This window comes from Actinomadura gamaensis, from assembly GCF_042652125.1.
Classification (GTDB): Bacteria; Actinomycetota; Actinomycetes; order Streptosporangiales; family Streptosporangiaceae; genus Spirillospora; species Spirillospora gamaensis.
Genome location: NZ_JBHSIT010000005.1, coordinates 250,527 through 270,601 on the forward strand (window position 1 = coordinate 250,527; position 20,075 = coordinate 270,601).

Here is a 20,075-nt window from a genome sequence, read left to right on the forward strand (position 1 = left end):
CCCGACGGTAGGCCGGGTCACCCGCCGTCGTCTGCGGCCCGGACGCCACTCACGTGGGCACCGGTCGCCTCCGCGCCGTCCGGGGGGAGGTCGCCGGCCGAGGCGCGGACGGCGCGCAGGGCCGCGGTGATCGCGGCGGCCCGGGCGGGGGAGAGGCCGGGCAGGCCGAAGTCGGCGTCGTGCAGGGCGGCGGTGGCGGCCTCGGCCAGCTCGCGTCCGGCGTCGGTGATCGTCGCGAGGACGACCCGCCGGTCCCCGGTGGAGGGGCGGCGGCCGACCAGCCCGCGCGCCTCCAGCCGTCCGATGACGTTGGTGACCGAGGCGGCGTGCACCATGAGCCGCTCGCCCATCTTGCCCATGGGGAGCGTGCCGGTGCGGGTGAAGGCGAGCAGCCGCAGCGCCTCGTAGGCGGCGAAGGTCAGCCCGAACGGCTTCAGCACCGCCTCGACCCGGCTGAGCAGCAGCTGCTGGGCGCGCATCACCGAGGTCACGGCGGCCATCTGGTCGGCGTGCCCGGGCCACCGGGCGCTCCACTGGCGGTGCGCCTCGGCGATGGGGTCGAGGGGTTTCTGGCCGGTCACGGGGCTACCGTACGGCACCCCGCCGCCCTTGACCGATTCGCTCACGGTTATTATTTTAACTCCCAAATATTGGATGTCCAAGGAGTTGTGATGTCGGGAGAGCTGCACGTGCCGGTGCACCCGGTGCGGTTCGTGACGGCGGCCGCCCTGTTCGACGGGCACGACGCGGCGATCAACATCATGCGGCGCATCCTCCAGTCGCAGGGGGCCGAGGTCGTCCACCTCGGGCACGACCGGTCGGTCCGCGAGGTCGTGGACGCGGTGCTGGAGGAGGACGCCCAGGGCGTGGCGATCAGCTCCTACCAGGGCGGCCACGTGGAGTACTTCGAGTACCTCGCGCGGAGCCTGAAGGAGGCCGGGGCCGAGCACGTGCGGGTGTTCGGCGGCGGCGGCGGAGTGATCGTCCCCGAGGAGATCGCGCGGCTCGCGGACGCCGGGGTGCGGATCTTCTCGCCCGAGGACGGCCAGCGCCTCGGCCTGCCCGGCATGATCAACGAGCTGGTCCGGGACGCCGACGTGGACCTGGCCGCCGAGCCGTCCGGCGTGGACGAGGTGCTGTCCGGCGACCGCCGCGCCCTCGCCCGCGCGATCACCTGCCTCCAGGCCGGCCGCTACCCGGGCCTCGGCGCGCTGCGCGAGGCGGCGGCCTCCCGGCGCGTCCCGGTGCTCGGCATCACCGGCACCGGCGGCTCCGGCAAGTCGTCGCTCACCGACGAGCTCGTCCGGCGGCTGCGCGCCGACCAGCAGGACAAGCTGCGCGTCGCGGTGATCGCGGTCGACCCGACCCGGCGGCGCGGCGGCGGCGCGCTGCTCGGCGACCGGATCCGGATGAACTCCCTGGACGGCGACCGCGTGTTCTTCCGGTCCCTGGCCACCCGCGGCGCGCGCGAGCTGCCCGAGCACGCCGAGGACATGATCACCGCGGTGAAGGCCGCCGGGTACGACCTGGTCGTCCTGGAGACGCCGGGGATCGGGCAGGGCGACGCCGCGGTCGTCCCGCTGGTGGACGTGTCGCTGTACGTGATGACGCCCGAGTTCGGCGCCGCGTCCCAGCTCGAGAAGATCGACATGCTGGACTTCGCGGACGTCGTGGCGATCAACAAGTTCGAGCGGCGCGGCGCGGCCGACGCGCTGCGCGACGTGTCCCGGCAGCTCGTCCGCAACCGCGAGGCGTTCGGCGCGCGGCCCGAGGACATGCCCGTCTTCGGCACCAGCGCCGCGACGTTCAACGACGACGGCGTCACCGCCCTCTACCAGCACCTCGCCGCCTCGCTCGCCGAGCACGGCCTGCGGCTGGAGGAGGGCACGCTGCCGAAGGCGGACACGAAGGTCTCGACCGGCGCGGCCCAGATCATCCCGCCGAACCGCGTCCGGTACCTGTCGGACATCGCCGAGACCGTCCGGGGCTACCACGCCGAGACCGAGGAGCAGGTCGCGGCCGTCCGGCGCGCGCAGCGGCTGGAGCTCGTCCGGGACGAGCTGACCGACACCGCCGAGATCGACGCCCGGCTGGACGAGGCGCGCCGCGCCGTCGCGCCCGAGGCGGCCGGGCTCGTCGCGCAGTGGCCCGCGACCGTCGAGGCGTACTCCGGGGACGAGCAGGTCGTCCGCGTCCGGGACAGGGAGATCCGGACGAGGCTGACCCGCGAGTCGCTGTCGGGCAGCCGCATCCCGCGCGTCGCGCTGCCCCGCTACGAGGACCACGGCGAGCTGCTGCGCTTCCTGCGCCGCGAGAACCTGCCCGGCCGGTTCCCGTTCACCGCCGGGGTGTTCCCGTTCAAGCGCGACAACGAGGACCCGGCGCGCATGTTCGCGGGCGAGGGCGACCCGTTCCGCACGAACCGCCGCTTCAAGCTGCTCAGCGAGGGCCAGCCGGCGACGCGGCTGTCCACCGCGTTCGACTCGGTGACGCTGTACGGGCGCGACCCGGACGAGCGTCCCGACGTGTACGGCAAGGTCGGCACGTCCGGCGTGTCGATCGCGACGCTGGACGACATGAAGGCGCTCTACGACGGGTTCGACCTGTCGTCGCCGACCACCTCGGTGTCGATGACGATCAACGGCCCGGCCCCGACGATCCTGGCGTTCTTCCTGAACACCGCGATCGACCAGGGCATGGACGCGTTCCGCGCCGAGCACGGCCGCGAGCCGTCGCAGGACGAGGCCGCCGAGATCCGCGCGCGGGTGCTCGCGACCGTCCGCGGGACCGTCCAGGCCGACATCCTCAAGGAGGACCAGGGCCAGAACACCTGCATCTTCTCCACCGAGTTCAGCCTGCGGATGATGGGCGACATCCAGGAGTGGTTCATCGCCCACGGCGTCCGCAACTTCTACTCGGTGTCGATCTCCGGCTACCACATCGCCGAGGCCGGCGCGAACCCCATCAGCCAGCTCGCCTTCACGCTCGCCAACGGCTTCACCTACGTGGAGTCCTACCTCGCGCGCGGGATGGACATCGACGACTTCGCGCCGAACCTGTCGTTCTTCTTCTCCAACGGCATGGACCCGGAGTACAGCGTCATCGGACGCGTCGCCCGCCGCATCTGGGCCGTGGCGATGCGCGAGCGCTACGGCGCCAACGAGCGCAGCCAGAAGCTGAAGTACCACGTCCAGACGTCCGGACGGTCCCTGCACGCGCAGGAGATGAACTTCAACGACATCCGGACGACGCTCCAGGCGCTCATCGCCATCTACGACAACTGCAACAGCCTGCACACCAACGCCTACGACGAGGCCGTCACGACCCCGACCGCGGACTCCGTCCGGCGGGCCCTGGCGATCCAGCTCATCATCAACAAGGAGTGGGGCCTCGCGATGAACGAGAACCCGCTCCAGGGGTCGTTCGTCATCGACGAGCTGACCGACCTCGTGGAGGAGGCCGTCCTCGCCGAGTTCGACCGGATCAGCGAGCGCGGCGGCGTGCTCGGCGCGATGGAGACCGGCTACCAGCGCGGCCGCATCCAGGACGAGTCGATGCTGTACGAGCAGCGCAAGCACGACGGGTCGCTGCCGATCGTCGGCGTCAACACCTTCCGCAACCCCGGCGGCGACCACGAGGCGGGCGCGTCGCTGGAGCTGGCCCGCGCGACCGAGGACGAGAAGCGGTCGCAGCTGGAGCGCGTCCGCGCCTTCCAGGACGCGCACCGCGGCGAGTCCGACGCGGCGCTGGCCGCGCTGAAGGAGGCCGCCCGCTCCGGCGAGAACGTGTTCGCGGTGCTGATGGACGCGGCCCGGGTGTGCAGCCTCCAGCAGATCACCGACGCGTTCTTCGAGGTCGGCGGCCAGTACCGGCGTAACGTCTGAGGCCGGAGCGCGGAAGGGGGACGCGGACGTGCGGGTCGTGTCGCTGGTGCCGTCGCTGACCGAGTCGGTCGCGGCGACGGCGCCGGACGTCCTGGTCGGCGCGACGGACTGGTGCAGCCATCCCGCCGACCTGGTCGTCACGCGGGTGCGCGGCACCAAGAACCCGGACCTGGAGGCCGTCAAGGCCCTCAAGCCGGACGTGGTGCTCGCCAACGCCGAGGAGAACCGTCCGCCCGACATCACGCTGCTGCGGGCGGCGGGGATCCGCGTCTGGATGACCGACATCCGCACCGTGGACGACGCGTTCCCGCAGCTCCGCGCGATGCTCGTCGAGGGCTGCGGGCTGCCCGCGCCCGCCTGGCTGGACGAGGCTGAACGCGCCTGGGCCGCCGTCGAGCCGCTGGCGCCGCCGCGCCGCGCGGTCATCCCGGTCTGGCGGCGTCCGTGGATGGTCGTCGGCCGCGACACCTTCACCGGCGACGTGCTGCGCCGCCTCGGCGTCGAGAACCTCTACGCCGGCCATCCCGAGCGGTATCCGAAGATTCCGGTCGAGGAGCTGAACGCGGCGCGGCCGGACCTGGTCGTCCTGCCCGACGAGCCGTACGCCTTCACCGCCGAGGACGGCCCGGAGGCGTTCCCCGGCGTGCCGTCCGCGCTGGTCAGCGGCCGTCACCTCACCTGGTACGGTCCGTCGCTCGCCGAGGCCCCGGCCGTGCTGCGCCGGCAGCTCGAAAACGGAATGACCTAGCCGATCCCGCTTTGCCACCATGGCCGGATGAAGACCGACCTGGAGGCGCTCGTCCTCCGCCACACCCGGCGCGTCCCGGTGCCGGACGGACCCGCCGGGGACGGCGCGGGCATGGCGCGCCGCCTCGACGCCGCGCTGATGGAGGCCGGGTTCAAGCTGTCCGGCGAACTGCTCGCCGCGCTGTCCCGGCTGGACGAGCGGACCGTGGTGAGCCTCGCCGTCCGCACCCTCGCGACCGTCCGGGGCATGGTCGGCGACCACGTCCGGCACAACTCCTACTTCATCTCCTTCCCGGACCGGGTCCCGGACACCTTCGAGTTCTGGATGGACTGCGTCCGCGCGACGTTCTCCGACGCCGCCGACCTGGAGAAGGCCGAGGCCGCGCTCAGCTACGGCGCGCTCGACCTGCTCACGCTCGCCACGTACGGGGACTACCAGCACACCTACGAGCAGATGCTGGCCGTCCACGACGAGCTGATCGCGTCCGCCCGGGACCGCGTGGCCGTCCTGCACCTCGGCCGCGACGTGGACGCCGAGGCCCGCGCGCTGTACCTCGCCCTCGGCGGCAGCGCCACCCCGCTGAACGAGGACGACGCGCGCGACCTCGCCGTGCTCGCCGCGCACTGCGTGCACGGCCCGCAGCCGGAGGCGATCCCGGTCCGGGAGATCCGCGCCGTCATCAACCGCGCGCGGGTCGAGGCGGGCGGCGAGCCGCTGCTCGACACCGTCACCGACGTCCTCCGCCTCGCCTGCGCGCTCGGCGACGGCGACGTGACGCTCCAGGAGCCGACGCGCTTCCCGGCCTTCCCGCGCCGCCTCCGCCGCGTGCTGCTCGGCGCCCTCGACGCCGTCATCGCGGGCAGCCCGGCCAAGCTCGCCGACGTCGGCGTCCACCGCGAGCGCTGGAAGCGCCTCGGCGAGCGCCTGCACCCGCACGAGTACCCGCGCTTCCCGCGCGCCGCCGACGCGTTCGCCGTCGCCCGCGGCGACAAGTCCGCCCCGACGGCGGACGCGCGGATCGAGGCGCTCCTCGCGGCCGGCGACGTCCACGGCGCGCTCGACCTGCTCGCGACCATGCCCGGCCGCCTGTTCCGCGCCCTCGACCGCCTGCTGCGCCTCCCCCTGCTCCCCGCCGAGCAGGAGGCCGTCCTCGCCGCCGCCGAGCGCACCGCCAAGGACGTCTCGGCCCGCGTCCTCCTGTCCGTCCGCGACCACCTGGACAACCGCGCGGACGGCGTGGGGGAGCGGGAGAAGCGCGGTAAGCGTGGCGGGAAGGGGACGTATCGGGTGTTCGTCAATCGGCGGGGGCGGGCGTGGACGACGCCGGAGACGCGCGAGGCGATTCCCGCTCCGGTCCGGGAGCGGCTGGCCGTCCTGCTGGACGCGGAGGTCGCGCGGCGGCTGCCCGTCCCCGGCCGGATCCTGGTCGACCCGGACATGCTGGACGTCGCGCTCCCGCTCAGCGGACGCGCCGCCGCGGCGGGCCTCGGCGTGCTGCCGCGCGGGACGCGGTCGCGGGTCGAGGGCGAGGTGCTGCGCTTCTTCGTGTACTGGAAGGAGCACCGGTCGAGGACCGACTACGACCTGTCGGCGCTCATGCTCGGCGACGGCTTCACCGACCCGGCGTGGATCTCCTACACCAACCTGCGGGACGGCGCGGGCGAGCACTCCGGCGACATCACCAGCGCCCCCGACGGCGCGAGCGAGTTCATCAACATGCGGCTCGGACGGTTCACGCGCACCTACCTCGCGCCGCAGGTGAACATCTACTCCGGCGAGGGGTTCGACCAGGTCGAGGAGTCGTTCTTCGGGTTCATGACGCGCGACCTCGCCCAGGCGGGACGCCCGTTCGAGCCGCGCACCGTCCGGATGAAGTCCGACCTGCGCGGTCCGGGACGCGTCGCGCTGCCGATGGTGTTCCAGCGCCGCGAGGACGGCGCCTGGACCGCCCTCTGGCTGCACCTGTACCTCCAGGGCAACCCGCTCTACAACCAGGTCGAGGGCAACCGGGTGACGGTCACCGCGCTGCTGCGCGCCTTCGCGGACCGCCGCTACCTGACCGTCGCGCACCTGGTCGACCTCATGGCCGGACGCGGCGCCGAGGTCGTGCGCTGGGACGGCGCGTCCGAGGCCGGCGGAGACGGCGCGTCCGAGGCCGGCGGAGACGGCGCGTCCGAGGCCGAAGCGTCCGGTGGGGACGGCCGGCAGGTCCTCTACCTGGGGCTGGAGCGTCCCGACGGGCTGCCGGACGGCACCGTGGTCATCACGCCGGAAAACCTGCGTGACCTGATCCCGTCGTGAGTGTTAGCGTGATCGCGGCGAGGCCATGAGGGGGCTTCCTTCTCACTTTCTATGAACCTAGTCCCCTCGCTCTCCTCGCCACCTGCCTTCAGGAACCGGGCGCGTCCGCAACGGGCGCGCCCGGTCCGCTTTCCGCCTTCGGCTCGTCTGCCCCCGGTTCGCCTCCCGCGCCCGGTCCGCCTTCCGCCTCAAGCCCGCCTTCCGGACCCGGACGCGCGGAGAACAGCGCCTCCAGGCAGGGGCCCATGCGCTCGTCCAGCTCGTCCACCGGGACGTTCATCTCCCGCGCGAGATGCTCGCGGAACAGCGTGTACCCGTAGATGACCGACGCGAGCGCGGCGTGCGCGGCGTCCACGTCGGTGGTCGCGAGGTCGCCGCGCTCGGCGTCGGCGGCGAGGGCCGCGCGGCCCGCGCCCCGGTTCGGCAGAATGCGCGGCCGGTCGTCGCCGTCCAGCACCAGCAGCGTGACGAGCCGGATCGCCTCCGGCGCGTCGATGTTGGACGCCAGCAGCCGCGCCAGCCGCTCGGGCATCGGCCCGGCCGAGGCCGCCGCCGCGTCGGCCGCGTTCCGCCGGGCCTCGCCGCGCAGCGCCGAGCGCAGCAGCGCCCGGCGCGACCCGAAGTACTGGTACACCAGGCCCCGGTTGACGCCCGCCTCGTCGGCGACCTCCCGCAGGTTGAGGCCCGCCAGCACGCCGCCCGCGCGCAGCCGCGCGATCGCGGCGGCGCGCAGCGCGTCCTCGGTGGCGCCCCGGTCCCGGCCGGCGGGCCTGCCCTCGGCGGGCCGCCGGCCGGGACCGTTCTCGGCGGCCACGGCTCAGACCTTCATGTCCTTGGCGATGATGGTCTTCAGGACCTCGCTGGTGCCGCCGTAGATGCGCGTCACGCGCGCGTCGGTGTACAGCCGCGCGATCGGGTACTCCAGGATGTAGCCGTAGCCGCCGTGCAGCTGGAGGCACTTGTCGACCACGCGGGCCTGCGCCTCGGTGCAGAACAGCTTGGCGACGGCCGCGTCGGCGGGGGTGAGCTCCCCGGCGTCGAGCGCCTCGATGCAGCGGTCCACCAGCGAGCGCGCCGCCTCGACGTCGGTCTGGCACTCGGCCAGCACGAACTTGGTGTTCTGGAAGGACGACACGTTCTTGCCGAACACCTGCCGCTGCTGCACGTACTCCTTGGCGAACTCCACGGCGGCGGCGGCCTGCGCGTAGGAGCTGAGCGCGATGCCGAGCCGCTCCTCGGCGAGGTTGTGGGTGAGGTACTCGAAGCCGCGGCCCTCCTCGCCGAGCAGGTCCTCCACCGGGACGCGGACGTCGGTGAACGACAGCTCGGCGGTGTCGGACGAGCGCAGCCCGATCTTCTCCAGCTTGCGGCCGACCGAGTAGCCCTCGCTCTTGGTGTCCACGACCAGGATCGACAGGCCCGCGCGCCGGTTCTCCGGGGTGGCGGGGGAGGTGCGCGCGACGATCAGCACCCGGTCGGCGAGCACGCCGCCGGTGATGAACGTCTTGGCGCCGTTGAGGATGTAGTGGTCGCCGTCGCGCCGCGCGGTGGTGGCGATGCCCGCGAGGTCGGAGCCGGTGCCCGGCTCGGTCATCGCGATGGCGAACATCGTGTCGCCGGACACGAACGACGGCAGCCAGCGCTTCTTCTGCTCCTCGTTCGCGTACTTCAGCAGGTACGGCAGGCACAGGTTGACGTGCACGCTGTAGCCGCCGAAGCTCACCGCGCGCCGGGCGCACTCCTCGGCGATGACGGCCTGGTACTTGAAGCTGGTCTCGCCCGCGCCGCCGTACTCCTCGGGGACCTGGATGCCGAACACGCCCAGCTCGCCGAGCTGGTTGTAGAACCCGCGCGGCGGGTGGCCCGCGCGCTCCCACTCCTCGTAGTGCGGCGCGACCTCGGCGTCGATGAAGTCCCGGATGGTCTCCCGGAACGCCTCGTGGTCCTCGTTGTACAGCGTGCGGCGCACGTCCAGCCCCTCTCGACGGCCGCCAGCGGCCCGGCTGCCGGGCCGACTTAGCGGAACGCTAACTCGTCTCGAAGGCGATTCTAGTTCGGCCCGGGAGTCCTCAGTCATCCGGGGTCCCCGCGGGTCCTCGGCCTCCGGAGGGCCGCGCGGGTTGACGGTCGGCGGGGGCGCGACTTACGGTCCCCGACAGGGCCGTTCGGGTACCTGGCTGCTGTTCGTGCACGGGAAGGGAGACTTGATGGCGCCGCCTCCCTCCGTCCCGTCCGGCACCGCGGCCCCGGCCCCGGGCCAGGCCCTGCGCGACCGCCTCGACGGGCTGCTGTTCTTCCCCGTCACCGCGTTCGGCCGCGACGGCGGCATCGACCTGCCCGCCTACCGCGAGCACCTGCGGTCGCGGGTGGACGCGGGAGCGGTCGCGGTCTTCGCCGCCTGCGGCACCGGCGAGTTCTTCTCCCTCGACCCCGACGAGTACGCGGCCGTCGTCCGCGCCGCGGTCGAGGAGGCCGCGCGCGCCGCGAACGGGCCGCTCCCGGTCGTCGCCGGGACCGGCTACGGCGGCGCGCTCGCCCGCCGGTTCGCCCGTGCCGCCCGCGAGGCGGGGGCCGACGGCCTGCTCGCGTTCCCGCCGTACGTCGCCGACGGCGGCCCCGAGGGCCTGCGCGCCCACTACACGGCCCTCGCCGCCGACGCCGGGCTGCCCGTGATCCTCTACCAGCGGGACGGCGTGCGCTTCCCGCCCGGCCTGGTCGCCGACCTCGCCGCCGTCCCGGACATCGTCGGCTTCAAGGACGGCCGCGGCGACCTGGAACTCGTCCGCCGCATCGTCGGCGCCGTCCGCGACCGGCACGGCGACGGCGCGCTGGCCTACTTCAACGGCATGCCGACCGCCGAGCTGAGCGCGCCCGCCTACCGCGCGGCCGGGGTCGAGCGCTACTCCAGCGCCGCGTACGCCTTCGCCCCCGACATCGCCATGGCGTTCCACCGCGCCTTCCGGGCGGGCGACGAGACGACGGCGGCGCGGCTGCTCGACGGCTTCTACCGGCCGCTGGCCGAGCTGCGCGACCTCGGCCGCGGCTACGCGGTCTCGCTGGTCAAGGCGGGCGTCCGCCTGGACGGCGTGGACGTCGGCCCGGTCCGTCCGCCGCTGACCGAACCACCGCCCGCGCACCTCGACCGCCTGGCGGAGATCGTCACCGCGGGCCGCGCGCTCCTCGCCGGCCCCGCTCCCGAGGGGGTCGCGCCGTGAGCCGGATCGCGGACGTCACCGTCACGCCGGTCGCCGTCAAGGACGCGCCGCTGCTGACGTCGATCGGCGTCCACCAGCCCTACGCGCTGCGCTCGATCGTCGAGGTCCGCACCGGCGACGGGATCACCGGCCTCGGCGAGGCCTACGGCGACGACACGACGCTGCACCGGCTGCGGACGGCCGCCGCCGCGCTCCCCGGCCTGGACGTCTTCGACCTCAACGGCCTGGCCGCGCGGGTCGCCGCCGCGCTCGCCGGGGTCGGCGCGGCCACGCCGACCGAGCTGGCGGGGGAGGCGAGCGTCGCCAAGGCCGTCGCGTCGGTCGTCGCGCCGCTGGAGGTCGCCTGCTACGACGCGCAGGGACGGCTGCTGGGCCGTCCGGTCGCGGACCTGCTCGGCGGGCGCGTCCGCGACGCGGTCCCGTTCAGCGCCTACCTGTTCTACCGCTGGGCCGAGCATCCGCGGGACCCCGGCTACGCCCCCGACGGCTGGGGCGAGGCGCTCGACCCCGACGGCATCGTCGCGCAGGCGCGGCGGCTCGTGGACGAGTACGGCTTCGCGTCCCTCAAGCTCAAGGGCGGGGTGCGGCGGCCCGAGGAGGAGGCCGAGGCGGTCCAGGCGCTGCGCGACGCCTTCCCCGGCCATCCGCTGCGGCTCGACCCGAACGCCAACTGGACGATCGAGACCGCGCTGCGCGTGCTGCCCGCCCTGGAGGGCCGCCTGGAGTACCTCGAGGATCCGGTTCCGGGCCGGGACGGGATGGCGGCGATCGCCGCCCGCACCGGGCTGCCGCTCGCCACCAACATGTGCGTGACCGCCTTCGAGGAGATCCCCGAGGCGGTCGCGCTCGGCTCGGTGCGGGTCGTCCTCGGCGACCACCACTACTGGGGCGGGCTGCGCGCCTCCCAGAAGCTCGCCGGGATCTGCGAGACGTTCGGCCTCGGCCTGTCCATGCACTCCAACAGCCATCTGGGGATCAGCCTCGCCGCGATGACGCACCTGGCCGCCGCCACCCCGAACCTCACCTACGCGTGCGACACCCACTCGCCGTGGCAGAGCGAGGACGTGGTCGAGCCCGGCGCGATCGCCATCCGGGACGGGAGCATCGCGGTGCCCGGCGGTCCCGGCCTCGGCGTCGAGCTGGACCGCGACGCCCTCGCGCGGCTGCACGAGCAGTACCTGCGCTGCGGCTTCCGCGACCGCGACGACGTCGCCGCCATGCGCGTCGCCGTCCCCGGCTGGACCGGCCACCGGCCGCGCTTCTGAGCGACCTCGCGAGACACCGACCGGCCACGACGCGCTTCGCCCCCGTCGGGCCACGTCCCAGAAGGAGCACCGCATGCCGAAAGCGCTGATCACCGGAGCCGCCGGGGGAGTGGGCCGCATCCTGCGCGCCGGGCTGCCCGCCCTCGGCTGGGAGCTGCGCGGCTTCGACGTCGCGCCCGGCGAGGGCGACTGGGTGGTCGGGGACGTCCGCGACCCCGCCGCGCTCGACACCGCCTGCGCCGGCGTGGACGCCGTGGTCCACCTGGCCGCGCGGTCGATCGAGGCGCCGTTCCCGGACGTCCTGTCGGTGAACATGGACGGCACCTACCAGGTCTTCGAGGCCGCGCGCCGGGCCGGGGTGCGGCGGGTCGTGTTCGCCAGCTCCAACCACGCCGTCGGCGCCACGCCCCGCTCCGGCCTGCTGCCGGTGGACGCCGTCCCGCGCCCGGACGGCTACTACGGCCTGTCCAAGGTCTTCGGCGAGGGGCTCTGCAGCCTCTACGCCGACAAGGAAGGCATGCAGGTCGTGGCGATCCGGATCGGGTCGTGCTTCGAGCGGCCCACGTCCGTCCGGATGCTGGCGACCTGGCTCAGCCCGGGCGACGCGAACCGGCTGTTCCACGCCGCGCTGACCGCGCCCGTCCACTACGAGGTCGTCTACGGGATCTCGGCCAACACGCGCGGCTGGTGGGACCTCGAACCGGCCCGCAAGCTCGGCTACGAGCCGCAGGACGACGCGGAGGTCTTCGCCGCCGAGGTGATCGCCGAGTACGGCGAGTTCCCGCCGGACCATCCGGAGAACTCCCGGCCCGGCGGTGCGTGGACGACCGACCCGCTCCCGCGCTGACCCGTCTCCCGCGCGGGCGCGGCGGGCCGAAAATTTACCGGACGAAACCGGCAAAGACGCCGCTCACCTGCGCGGACGTCGTTGGACGGACCCGGCAGCGGGCACGATGCGTACATGATCGCTCTCGCCGGCCGCAAGATCACCTGGGCGGGGCTGACGCCCTGGCTGGCCCTCGCGGCGCTGGCCGCCACCTGGGGCCGCGAGCTGCCGGGCCTGCTCGCGGCGCTGGTGGCCCTGGTGCTCTGCGGCGCCGTGCTCGCCGCCGTCCACCACGCTGAGGTGGTCGCGCACCGGGTCGGCGAGCCGTTCGGCTCCCTGGTGCTCGCCGTCGCGGTCACGGTCATCGAGGTGGCGCTGATCGTCAGCATGATGATCTCCGGCGGCGGGGCCAAGGCCGCCACCCTCGCCCGGGACACCGTGTTCGCCGCCGTGATGATCACCACGACCGGGATCATCGGGATCTCGCTGCTGGTCGGGGCGCTCCGGCGGCGGACGACGGTCTTCAACGCCGAGGGCGCGGGCGGCGCCCTCGCCACCGTCGCGACGCTCGCCACCCTCAGCCTGGTGCTGCCGACCTTCACCACGAGCCGCCCGCGGCACGAGTTCAGCCCGGCGCAGCTGGCGTTCGCCGCGATCGCCTCGCTGGTGCTGTACGGGCTGTTCGTGCTGACCCAGACCGTCCGGCACCGCGACTACTTCCTGCCGGTGGACCGCAGCGGCGGCGTCATCGACGAGGACGGGCACGCGGAGCGGCCGTCCCTGCGCACGGCGCTGCTCAGCCTGGCGTTCCTGCTGGTCGCGCTGGTCGGCGTGGTCGGGCTCGCGAAGGTCGAGTCGCCGACCATCGAGTCCGCGGTCGCCTCGGCGGACCTGCCGCAGGCCGTCGTCGGCGTGGTGATCGCGCTGCTGGTGCTGCTGCCCGAGACGATCGCGGCCGTCCGCGCCGCCGCCCGCGACCGGCTCCAGACCAGCCTGAACCTCGCGCTCGGCTCGGCGATGGCGAGCATCGGCCTCACCATCCCGGCGATCGCGGTCGCGTCGGTCTGGCTGTCCGGGCCGCTGAAGCTGGGGCTGGAGCCGGTGCACACGGTGCTCCTCGCGATCACGGTCGCGGTCTCCATCCTGACCGTGGTCCCGGGCCGGGCGACCCTCCTCCAGGCCGGGCTGCACCTGGTGGTCTTCGTCAGCTTCCTGTTCCTCGTCGTCAGCCCCTGACCCGGCCGTCCCGCCACCCGTCCGGCCGGCCGTCCCGGACGGCCGCGTGGATCTCCCGGGTCAGCGTGTGGATCAGCTCGGTCACCTCGGTGTTGTGGTGCAGTTCGAGTTCCTGCGCCTCGTAGTCGTGGTCGGCCTTGCGGCGGGCGAACTCCGCCTGCCGGTTCTGGCCGATCATCACGAACGTGGACAGGAAGATCGCTTCGAGCGAGACGATGAGCGTCAGCGTCTGCCAGGGGCTCTTCTCGAAGAAGACCATCCAGACGGCGAACAGCGCCGCGTGGAGGTAGACGAACGCCATCGAGCCCGCGAACCGGGTGATCCCGTCGGCGACCCGCAGCTGCAGGTCCTCGGCCCGCTCCCTCTCGACGGCGAGCCGGGCGGGGTGCCCGGACGGTGCGCGCTTGGTTCCCATCGACGGCCCGGCCTCTCTCGCGACGGCGTCGGTCAGCCCCTCACGCTAGGGTCCCGGCCGCCGGCGGGCAATGGGTACCGGCCGTCTCGGGACGGAGCAGGACGACCCGGGCGCGCGGGAAGTTCGGGCGGAGGGGGTTTCGGTCCCTGGCCGCATCCGGCCACGCCCGGGCCTTGCGATCAGGCCCGGCGGCGGCTACGGAAACGGCCCGACCTGCTGAGGCCGTCCGGGACGCGGAAGAGCACGCGGAAGGGCACGGGGAAGGCCTGCTCGTTCGTCAAGGAGAAGCCACGGCCACGGCGCTGTGGGGCCCGGAGAAAGTAAAAGCGACGCCGGGTGGATACGGGGGCAATCCACCCGGCGTCGCATCATCGGTGTTCCGACGGGGGCCCGGAACACCGGCACGGGCGCCCCGACGGGGGACCAGAGCGCCGGTACAAATCGTACACCGAAACCCCCCGGCCCGAGTCAAGAGAATGTCACGACCCGATTTCTGGTCGATGTCCGGAAATCTCTTTCCGGTCTGGGCCTTCCGGGCCGTCGAACCGCGCCCGGGACACCGGTTCGCGGCCGCCGTTGGCGACCACCACGCTGATGTAGGGCAGGAACACCGCGCCCACGACGAACAGGCCCACCACCCACAGCGGGGCCCCGCCCATGCCGCTGAAGACCGCGCCGAGGAAGCAGACCGTGCGGATGCCCATCGACAGCAGGTACCGCTTCTGCCGCCGGCTGATGTCCTCCGACAGGGGCCGGGGGGCGTTGGTGACCGTGTACACCACGTGATCACCGTGCTCGCGCCCGGCGTGCCCGCGCTGGTGCTTGACCTTCACAACTTAACGGTAGTCCCCCGGGGGCCGATCGGCGACACCAGGTCGGACCGAACCACGTGGCCGCTACCGGAGGGGGCGGATGGCGTTCCGGAGACGCGCCGGCCGTGCCGGCGGGACGGCTTCCAGGCTCCCGGGACGTCCTGAGAGCGTCCCGAAGCGTCCTGAGACGTCCGGAAGGTGCCCGGAAGTGTCCCGAGACGTCTTGAGGAGCTTCGGGCCGCGGTAGGGCGCCTGAGCGGCCTCGACCGCCCGGGCGCCGCACCGCGGCCCTGCCGTCGTCAGGCGGGGAAGGGAAGCGGAGGAAGTCCCTGGCCGGCGTCCGGGATCACGAACAGCGAGCCCGCCAGGGCGTCGCCCGGCGGGGCCTTCGCCGTGGCGGACGTGACGTAGAGATCACGCAGCCCCTCGCCGCCGAACGCGCAGGACGTGGTCTGCGCGGCGGGCAGCTCGATCGTACGGTCCAGGCGCGCGTCGGGCGTGAAGCGGTGCACCCGGCCGCCGCTCCACATGGCGACCCAGACGCAGCCGTCCGCGTCCACGGTCAGGCCGTCCGGGAAGCCCGGCGGCGGGATCCGGACGAACGGCGCGCGGCGTTCGGGCGCTTCGGCCGGGAACACGTCGACGCGGCCGGTCGGCGAGTCCACGTAGTAGGCGAGGGTCCGGTCGGGGCTCCACGCGAGGCCGTTGCTGACGGTCACGTCCGGGAAGACCGTGGTGGTCGCGCCGTCCGGGGTGACGCGGCGGAGCGCGCCGCCGCCGGCCGCCTCGTCGTAGCGCATCGTGCCCGCCCAGAAGGCGCCGTCCGGGCCCACGGTCGCGTCGTTCCCCCGGACGTCCGGGTCGTCCGGGAAGCGGGACAGCCACGTCAGGTCGCCGGCGGGGGAGCGCAGCGCGACGCCGTCCCGCAGGTTGAGGACGAGCCCGCCGCCGCGGCACGGCTTGGCCGCGCCGACGTGCTGCGGGACGTCCAGCACCTCGTCCCGTCCGCCGGACGGGTCGTACCGGTGGATCTCGGACCGCAGGATGTCCACCCACAGCAGCCGCCCCGCCGCGGGGTCCCACGTGGGTCCCTCGCCGAGCAGGGCGGCTGCACGGAGCGCGATCTCGGGCGTCATGCGCTGCGCAGCGGCGGCGGAAGCAGCCGCTCGGGCACGTTCTGGTAGGCGACCGGGACGAGGAACCGGCGGATCGCGGCGGTGCCCATCGAGGTCGCCCCGGCGAACGTCGTCGCGGGCCACGGGCCGCCGTGGTGCGTCGCGGTGTTGATCGCGACGCCGGTCGGCCAGCCGTTGACGACGAGCCGCCCGGCCCGCCGCGCCGCCAGCGCCAGCAGGTCCCGGACGAGCGCGTCGTCGTCCTCCTCGGCGTGCACGGACGCGGTGAGCGAACCGGGCATCGCCTCGGCGGCGGTGCGCAGCTCGTCCTCCGAGTCGTACTCCACGACGATCGCGGACGGCCCGAACAGCTCGTCCCACAGGTCGGCGGTCAGCTGGTCCGCGCGGACGGCGAGCAGCGTCGGCGCGGCCTCGCCGCCGCCGGCGTCGGCGGGCCCGGCGAGGACGGTCAGCGCCGACGCCCGCCGCGCCAGCTCCTTCGCGTACGCCTCACCGATGCCCGGCGTCAGCAGCGGATGCGGCCCCACGGCGGCGACCGCCCGCGCCAGCGGCTCGCCGAGTCCGTGCCCGGCCGGCAGGAACAGCAGGCCGGGCTTGGTGCACAGCTGGCCCGCCGACCCGGTGAACGACGCCGCGAACCCGGCGGCGATCTCCGCGCCGCGCGCCGCCACCGCCGCGCGGGTCACGAACACCGGGTTCACGCTGCCGAGCTCGCCGTAGAACGGGATCGGGTCGGGACGCGAGGCGGCCAGGTCGTACAGCGCCCGCCCGCCGCGCGCGGAGCCGGTGAACGCCGCCGCGCGGATCTCCGGCGCGGTGACCAGCGCCTTGCCTGCCTCGAACCCCTCCACCAGGGCGAACGTGCCGTCCGGCGCGTCCGCGAGGGCCTCGGCGACCAGCCCGGCGGTCCGCCGGGACAGCCGGGGATGGCCCGGATGCGCCTTCGCCACGACCGGGCAGCCCGCGGCGAGCGCGGCGGCGGTGTCCCCGCCCGCGACCGAGATCGCGAACGGGAAGTTGCTCGCCGCGTACATCGCGACCGGCCCGATCGGCACGTTCATCCGCCGGACCTCGGGCGTGGCGCCGGTGGCGGGCTCGATCACGACGTCCAGGAAGTCGCCGCGTCCGGCGACCTCCGCGAACAGCCGGAGCTGGCCGGTGGTGCGGGCCAGCTCGGCGGTCAGCCGCGCCTCGGCGAGGCCGGTCTCGTCGGCGGCGAGCGCGACCAGTCCCTCGCCGTCGGCGTCCAGCGCGTCCGCGATCGCGCGCAGCCACCGCGCCCGCGTCGCCAGCGGGAACGCCTCCGGATCGGCGAGGCGGACGGCGGCGGCTCCGGCCGCCGCGCAGCGCGCGGCGACCTCGGCGGAGGGGGTGTCGACCATGGAGGGCTTCCTTTCCGAAGGGGCGTCGAGGGGCACGGGACCGGAGCGGCCGGCGTCAGCGCAGGAGCGGTGCCCCGGCGCGGCGCTTGGTCCACACGTCGAACGCGACGGCGGCCAGCAGCACCAGTCCCTTGACGAGCATGACGCGTTCGCTCGGCGCGCCGATGAGCGACATGCCGTTGTTGATCACAGCCATGATGAGGCCGCCGGTGATCGCGCCGACCACCTTGCCGACGCCGCCCTGCACGGCCGCGCCGCCGATGAACGCGGCGGCGATGGCGTCCAGCTCGAACTGGTTGCCCGCCGTCGGCCCGGCCTGGTTCAGCCGCCCGGCGAAGATCACCCCGGCCAGCGCGGCGAGCACGCCCATGTTGACGAACAGCCAGAACACCACCGCGCGCGCCCGGACGCCGGACAGCATCGCCGCCTGGAGGTTCCCGCCGACCGCGTAGACGTGCCGTCCGAACACGGTCCGGCCGGTGAGCAGCGAGTAGCCGAGGACGAGCGCGGCCAGCAGCACCAGCACCCACGGCAGGTTGTGGAACCGGGCGAGCTGCACCGTGATCGCCATGATCAGCGCGCCCGCCGCCAGGATCCGCGCGCCGAACACCGGCAGCGGGTCCACGGCCTGGCCGTAGCCGAGCCGCGCGACCCGCGTCCGCCACTGCGACAGCGCGAGCGCGGCGACCGTCGCGACCCCGGCGAGCAGGCTGAACAGGTCCGCGCCCCCGAGCGCGCCGAGCCCGACGTTGCCGAGGTAGCCGGAGGTGAACCCGTTGGACAGGGTCCGCACCGCGTCCGGGAACGGGCCGATGCCCTGGTTGCCGAGGACGGTCATGGTGAGCGCCCGGAAGATCAGCATCCCGGCGAGCGTCACGATGAACGACGGCAGCCCGAAGAACGCCGTCCAGTACCCCTGCCACGCGCCGATCACCGCGCCGACCACCAGCGTCACCAGCAGCGCCAGCGGCCAGGGGACGTGGTGGTTCACCATCAGCACCGCCGCGACCGCGCCGGTCACGCCGACCACCGACCCGACCGACAGGTCGATGTGCCCGGAGATGATGATCAGGATCATGCCGATCGCGAGGATCAGCACGTAGGAGTTCTGCACGACGATGTTCGAGATGTTCTGCGGTTGCAGCAGGTCGCCGCCGGTCAGCACCGAGAACAGCGCCACGATCAGCGCCAGCGCGACGTAGATGCCGCTCTGCCGCAGGTTGAACGGCAGCCCGGCGGCCCGCAGGCCGGTCCGGCGGGCCGCCTCCGGCGCGGCCGACGCCGCCGCCGGGGAGGTCGTCTGGCTCATCCCGCCTGCTCCTTCCGTCCGCCGCCGGCCCGGCCGTCCGGGACGACGCGGGTCATGTGCCGCATCAACGTCTCCTGGGTCGCCTCGGCGCGCGGGACCTCGGCGGTGATCCGGCCCGCCGCCATCGTGTAGATCCGGTCGCACATGCCGAGCAGCTCCGGCAGCTCCGACGAGATCAGCAGGATCGCCGTCCCGCGCGCCGCGAGCCGGTTCACGATCGTGTAGATCTCGTACTTGGCGCCGACGTCGATCCCGCGCGTCGGCTCGTCCAGGATCAGGACGTCCGGGTCGGTGTGGATCCACTTGGCCAGCACGACCTTCTGCTGGTTGCCGCCGCTCAGCCCGCCGGTCGCGGCGAGCACGCTCGGCGCCTTGATGTTCAGGTCGGCGCGGTAGGACTCGGCGACCCGGATCTCCTCGTGCCCGTTCACCCAGCCGCGCCGCGAGAGCTTCCCGAGCGCCGCCGCCGACACGTTGCGCCGGACGTCGTCGATGAGGTTCAGCCCGTACCGCTTGCGGTCCTCGGTGGCGTAGGCGATGCCGTGCCGGACCGTCTCCCGGACGCTCCGGACCCGGATCGGGCGGCCGTCCTTGACGACGCGTCCGGAGATCCCGACGCCGTAGGAGCGGCCGAACACGCTCATCGCCAGCTCGGTGCGGCCCGCGCCCATCAGCCCGGCCAGCCCGACGATCTCGCCGCGCCGCAGGGTGAGGTTCGCGCCGGACACCACGGCCCGGTCGGGCTGGGTCGGGCTGTGCACCGTCCAGTCCTCGATCCGCAGCACCTCCTCGCCGATGTCCGGCTCGCGCGGCGGGTACCGGTGCTCCAGGTCGCGGCCGACCATGCCCGCGATGATGCGGTCCTCGGTGACCTCGGTCTCGGCCGGGTCCATCGTCTCGACGAGCCGGCCGTCCCGCAGGATGGAGATGCGGTCGGCGATCGCCGTCACCTCGTTCAGCTTGTGCGAGATGATCACGCAGGTGATGCCGTCGTCGCGGAGCCCGCGCATCAGCTCCAGCAGGTGCGCGGAGTCGGCGTCGTTCAGCGCGGCGGTCGGCTCGTCCAGGATGAGCAGCCGCACGCGCTTGGCCAGCGCCTTGGCGATCTCGACGAGCTGCTGCTTGCCGACGCCGAGCGCGGCGACCGGCGTGACCGGGTTCTCGGCCAGGCCGACCCGCTCCAGCAGCCGCCCCGCCTCGTGGTTGGTGCGGTTCCAGTCCACCCAGCCGCGCGCCGCCCGCTCGTTGCCGAGGAACACGTTCTCGGCGATCGACAGCTGCGGGCACAGCGCCAGCTCCTGGTGGATGATCACGATGCCGCGCCGCTCGCTGTCCCGGACGCCGGTGAACCGGCACGGCTCCCCGTCGAAGGCGAACTCGCCCTCGTAGGAGCCGTGCGGGTACACGCCGGACAGCACCTTCATCAGCGTCGACTTGCCCGCGCCGTTCTCCCCGCAGATCGCGTGGATCTCGCCGCGCCGCACGCCCAGGTGGACGTCGCTGAGCGCGTGCACGCCGGGGAACGACTTGCCGATGCCGCGCATCG

Annotated in this window: 16 protein-coding genes; 7 read left to right on the top strand and 9 right to left on the bottom strand. The window is 73.7% G+C overall.

All coding sequences use genetic code 11. The annotated features are described in order from the left end of the window. Window positions 1–17 precede the first annotated feature (17 nt). Window positions 18–626 carry a MarR family transcriptional regulator gene (locus ACFPCY_RS18895; protein WP_378256878.1) on the bottom strand — a complete coding sequence of 203 codons (609 nt, stop codon included), beginning with the start codon at window positions 624–626 and terminating at the stop codon, window positions 18–20. Between the two features lie 45 nt (window positions 627–671). Here ACFPCY_RS18895 and icmF point away from each other — a divergent pair, with 45 nt between their 5' ends. Genes icmF through ACFPCY_RS18910 form a run of 3 tightly spaced genes read left to right on the top strand, consistent with a single transcriptional unit; the run spans window position 672 to window position 6,933 of the window. Beyond that, window positions 672–3,884 (top strand): fused isobutyryl-CoA mutase/GTPase IcmF, encoded by a 3,213-nt coding sequence (gene icmF / locus ACFPCY_RS18900; RefSeq protein ID WP_378256880.1) that lies wholly within the window; start codon window positions 672–674, stop codon window positions 3,882–3,884. A 28-nt stretch (window positions 3,885–3,912) separates the two neighbouring features. Beyond that, window positions 3,913–4,632: a helical backbone metal receptor gene (locus tag ACFPCY_RS18905; RefSeq protein WP_378256881.1), complete on the top strand. Its 720-nt coding sequence runs from the start codon at window positions 3,913–3,915 to the stop codon at window positions 4,630–4,632. A 27-nt stretch (window positions 4,633–4,659) separates the two neighbouring features. Further along, window positions 4,660–6,933, top strand: coding sequence for a TerD family protein (locus ACFPCY_RS18910; RefSeq protein WP_378256883.1), 2,274 nt, complete (start codon window positions 4,660–4,662; stop codon window positions 6,931–6,933). Window positions 6,934–7,021: 88 nt separating this feature from the next. On the opposite strand, the gene ACFPCY_RS18915 is transcribed toward ACFPCY_RS18910, so the two are convergent. Further along, entirely contained in the window at window positions 7,022–7,747 is a 726-nt protein-coding gene (locus ACFPCY_RS18915) for a TetR/AcrR family transcriptional regulator (RefSeq protein WP_378256885.1), read from the bottom strand. A 3-nt stretch (window positions 7,748–7,750) separates the two neighbouring features. Continuing rightward, entirely contained in the window at window positions 7,751–8,902 is a 1,152-nt protein-coding gene (locus tag ACFPCY_RS18920; RefSeq protein ID WP_378256887.1) for an acyl-CoA dehydrogenase family protein, read from the bottom strand. A 238-nt stretch (window positions 8,903–9,140) separates the two neighbouring features. Here ACFPCY_RS18920 and ACFPCY_RS18925 point away from each other — a divergent pair, with 238 nt between their 5' ends. The 4 genes from ACFPCY_RS18925 (at window position 9,141) to ACFPCY_RS18940 (ending at window position 13,475) form a co-directional block, all read left to right on the top strand. Further along, window positions 9,141–10,148, top strand: coding sequence for a 5-dehydro-4-deoxyglucarate dehydratase (locus ACFPCY_RS18925; RefSeq protein ID WP_378256889.1), 1,008 nt, complete (start codon window positions 9,141–9,143; stop codon window positions 10,146–10,148). Continuing rightward, a complete protein-coding gene (locus ACFPCY_RS18930) occupies window positions 10,145–11,413 on the top strand; it encodes a glucarate dehydratase family protein (protein WP_378256891.1) in 1,269 nt (422 codons plus the stop codon). Before ACFPCY_RS18925 ends, ACFPCY_RS18930 begins: the two co-directional genes overlap by 4 nt. Before the next feature lie 73 nt (window positions 11,414–11,486). Beyond that, window positions 11,487–12,260, top strand: coding sequence for an NAD-dependent epimerase/dehydratase family protein (locus ACFPCY_RS18935; RefSeq protein ID WP_378256893.1), 774 nt, complete (start codon window positions 11,487–11,489; stop codon window positions 12,258–12,260). Between the two features lie 114 nt (window positions 12,261–12,374). After that, the gene (locus ACFPCY_RS18940) at window positions 12,375–13,475 is read left to right on the top strand and encodes a calcium:cation antiporter (protein ID WP_378256895.1); all 1,101 of its coding nucleotides are present in this window, start codon (window positions 12,375–12,377) and stop codon (window positions 13,473–13,475) included. Here ACFPCY_RS18940 and ACFPCY_RS18945 read toward each other — a convergent pair. The 6 genes from ACFPCY_RS18945 to mmsA all read right to left on the bottom strand — a co-directional run bounded on the left by ACFPCY_RS18945 (window position 13,465) and on the right by mmsA (window position 20,073). After that, entirely contained in the window at window positions 13,465–13,890 is a 426-nt protein-coding gene (locus tag ACFPCY_RS18945) for a DUF1003 domain-containing protein (protein ID WP_378256897.1), read from the bottom strand. The genes ACFPCY_RS18940 and ACFPCY_RS18945 overlap by 11 nt on opposite strands. 479 nt (window positions 13,891–14,369) lie before the next feature. Then, entirely contained in the window at window positions 14,370–14,723 is a 354-nt protein-coding gene (locus tag ACFPCY_RS18950; protein ID WP_378256899.1) for a DUF3099 domain-containing protein, read from the bottom strand. A 278-nt stretch (window positions 14,724–15,001) separates the two neighbouring features. Continuing rightward, entirely contained in the window at window positions 15,002–15,838 is an 837-nt protein-coding gene (locus ACFPCY_RS18955) for an SMP-30/gluconolactonase/LRE family protein (protein WP_378256901.1), read from the bottom strand. Then, window positions 15,835–17,220, bottom strand: a complete 1,386-nt coding sequence (locus ACFPCY_RS18960; protein WP_378256903.1) for an aldehyde dehydrogenase (NADP(+)) — start codon at window positions 17,218–17,220, stop codon at window positions 15,835–15,837. Before ACFPCY_RS18960 ends, ACFPCY_RS18955 begins: the two co-directional genes overlap by 4 nt. A 55-nt stretch (window positions 17,221–17,275) precedes the next feature. Continuing rightward, window positions 17,276–18,529 (bottom strand): multiple monosaccharide ABC transporter permease, encoded by a 1,254-nt coding sequence (mmsB, locus tag ACFPCY_RS18965; protein ID WP_378256905.1) that lies wholly within the window; start codon window positions 18,527–18,529, stop codon window positions 17,276–17,278. Then, complete coding sequence (gene mmsA, locus ACFPCY_RS18970) at window positions 18,526–20,073, bottom strand: multiple monosaccharide ABC transporter ATP-binding protein (protein ID WP_378257516.1); 1,548 nt, start codon at window positions 20,071–20,073, stop codon at window positions 18,526–18,528. The genes mmsB and mmsA overlap by 4 nt, the downstream gene beginning before the upstream one ends. Window positions 20,074–20,075: the final 2 nt, after the last annotated feature.